Source organism: Steroidobacter sp. (assembly GCF_016790065.1).
Classification (GTDB): Bacteria; Pseudomonadota; Gammaproteobacteria; order Steroidobacterales; family Steroidobacteraceae; genus Steroidobacter.
In genome coordinates, this window is the sequence record NZ_JAEUPY010000280.1 from 1 (window position 1) to 2,797 (window position 2,797).

The 2,797-nt window shown below is 61.7% G+C and carries 3 protein-coding genes; all 3 read left to right on the plus strand.

Annotated features, from left to right (window positions below; all coding sequences use genetic code 11):
* Nucleotides 1-65 precede the first annotated feature (65 nt).
* The 3 genes from fabA (at nucleotide 66) to JNL55_RS12060 (ending at nucleotide 2,771) form a co-directional block, all read left to right on the plus strand.
* Nucleotides 66-674, plus strand: a complete 609-nt coding sequence (gene fabA, locus JNL55_RS12050) for a bifunctional 3-hydroxydecanoyl-ACP dehydratase/trans-2-decenoyl-ACP isomerase (protein WP_322111026.1) — start codon at nucleotides 66-68, stop codon at nucleotides 672-674.
* Complete coding sequence (gene fabB, locus JNL55_RS12055) at nucleotides 674-1,882, plus strand: beta-ketoacyl-ACP synthase I (RefSeq protein WP_293853113.1); 1,209 nt, start codon at nucleotides 674-676, stop codon at nucleotides 1,880-1,882. Before fabA ends, fabB begins: the two co-directional genes overlap by 1 nt.
* 106 nt (nucleotides 1,883-1,988) lie before the next feature.
* Nucleotides 1,989-2,771, plus strand: a complete 783-nt coding sequence (locus tag JNL55_RS12060) for an FTR1 family iron permease (protein WP_293853116.1) — start codon at nucleotides 1,989-1,991, stop codon at nucleotides 2,769-2,771.
* Nucleotides 2,772-2,797: the final 26 nt, after the last annotated feature.

Here is a 2,797-nt window from a genome sequence, read left to right on the forward strand (position 1 = left end):
TTCTTTCGATACTTCGCTTGATCGAGGTCAAGACGCCGGCATTGGGCACGAGCTTTAATGCAGCCATGCATTACCAACCTCCCTGCGGCTGCGGGTGCGGCTGCGACGGCACTGCCGTACCGCCACGTCAGTCCTCGTTCCAGCGTGAAGAGCTCATCGCCTGCGGCGAAGGCAACCTATTCGGTCCGAACACGCCACGGCTGCCCGTCGGGCCGATGCGGATGGTCGATCGCATCACTTGGATCGCGCAGCAAGGCGGCGCCTACGGTCAGGGCGAAGTCCGAGCCGAGCTGGACATCGATCCATCGCTTTGGTTTTTCGATTGTCACTTCCGCGGCGATCCCGTGATGCCAGGGTGCCTGGGCCTCGACGCGATGTGGCAACTCATCGGCTTTTATCTCGCCTGGGAAGGTCATCGAGGCATGGGCCGAGCGCTCGGCGTAGACGAAGTCCGCTTCTTCGGGCAGGTGTTGCCGGACGTACGACGCGTCACGTATCAGATCGACATCAAACGCATCATTGCGCGAAAGCTCATCATGGTGACCGGCGATGGCTCGCTCAGCGCCGACGGCGAAAAGATCTATAGCGCGCAGGGCCTGCGCGTCGGGCTGTTCAACGACAAAGTCATGCGCAGAGGCGCGACGGCGGAAACAGCCGTGGCTGGAGTCGCCTGATGCGTCGCGTAGTCGTCACTGGCATGGGCATCGTTTCTTGCTTGGGCAATGATCTCGATGCCGTCAGCCGGGCACTCGCCGAAGGCAAATCCGGCATTCGTGCCAAGCCAGACTATGCGCAGGTCGGCTTGCGTAGCCAGATCGCAGGCACCCCACAGATCGACCTGGATGCGCGGGTTGACCGGCGCGACCTGAGATTCATGGGCGATGCGGCTGCTTTCGCCGCCGTTTCACTGGCCCAAGCGATCGCTGATAGCGGCCTGCAAGAGACTGACGTCAGCAACGTGCGCACCGGCCTCATCGCTGGAACCGGCGGCGGATCCCCTGCGAACGTGGTCGAGGCGGCTGATGTTCTGCGTCAGCGCGGCGTGCGAAAGGTGGGCGCGACACGCGTTCCGCGCACGATGTGCAGCACGGTCGCGGCTTGCCTCGCGACGGCCTTCCGCATCAAAGGGGTGAGTTACTCGATCACCTCGGCATGCGCGACCAGCGCGCATTGTATCGGCGCGGCCGCCGAGCAAATCCGCTGGGGTACGCAGGATGTCATGTTCTGTGGGGGTGGCGAAGAGGAGCATTGGGCGCTCACAGGCTTGTTCGATGCTATGGGTGCACTCTCATCATCGCGTAACAGCTCGCCCGAGCGCGCATCCCGCCCCTACGATGACGAGCGCGACGGATTCGTCATCGCCAGCGGCGGCGGCATGCTCGTGCTCGAATCTCTGGAGCACGCACAGGCACGAGGCGCCCGCATCTACGCAGAACTGGTCGGCTATGGCGTCACGGCTGACGGCGCGGATATGGTCCAGCCATCGGGAGAAGGCGCCGTGCGTTGCATGCGCCAGGCGCTGGCCCACGTCTCCCGCCCCATCGAATACATCAATACGCATGGCACCTCGACGCCGCTGGGCGATGTGCTCGAGCTCGAATCGGTGCACAAGGTGTTCGGCACCCACATGCCGCTCATTTCATCGACGAAGTCGCTCTCGGGACATTCGCTGGGCGCAGCGGGCGTCCATGAAGCGATCTACTGCCTGTTGATGATGCGAGATGGATTCATCGCGGGCTCGGCCAATATCGAACGGTTGGATGCGGCCTGCGCACGCTATCCCATCGTGCAAACCACTCAGGAAGGTCGCATCGACACCGTGATGTCTAACAGTTTCGGATTCGGCGGCACCAACGCCGCGCTGGTATTTCAGCGGTGCTGACACGCACCGCTTTTTTTTGTCTTGTTCGTGAGAATGATTTTTATTTCTGTCGATGTCCGAGCGCACTAGCGCGACCGACGCAGCCCCTTAAGGAGGTGGATGTCTCATGTTCAACGCATTCATGATCACGCTACGTGAAGGGATCGAAGCGTTCCTGATCGTTGCCATCACACTTTCCTACTTGCGCAAGACCGGCCGCGCGGCGCTCGGTCGAGCCGTTCACCTCGGTGTCGGCGTCGCTCTCGTGACCAGCTACCTGGCCTCACTCCTGTTCGCGCAGGCAGACAACCAACCTTTGTGGGAAGGCGTGCTCGCCTTGTTTACCGCGGTGTTGGTGGGAACCTTCACGGTGCAAGTGCTACGCACATCGAAGTTCATGAAGCAGGACATCGAGGGCCAGATCGCGCAGTTGGCGCAGCGCAAAGGCGCCTGGGCGTTCCTAGGCGTGTTCGCATTTACCGTACTGATGATCGCCCGCGAGGGTATGGAGGCGGCGCTACTGCTGTCGGCCACGTATGTGCAGTCAGCAACCCGTCCCTTCTTCATTGGCGGGATCTTGGGGCTGCTGGCGGCTTCGGTGCTGGCGATGCTCTGGGCGAGATTCAGTCATCGCATCAACATTGCGCGATTCCTTCAGGTGACTGCGATCTTCCTGCTGGTGTTCGTGGTACAGCTGCTGGTCTACGGATTTCATGAGCTCACCGAGTCGGGCGTGCTACCGATCAACAATGGCTATTGGCACCTGGTCACCGAACCGTATGGCCCCGAGGGTCGCTATGGACAGTGGCTCGTCTACTCCATGATTCTGCTCCCGCTGAGCTGGCTCGCGTGGACGGGGCTCCATCCAACACAGGACACGCGCGGCCTGCGGTTGGCTTCGCGTCAATAGTGGGCGGCCGCGGTTCGTGTCCGGAT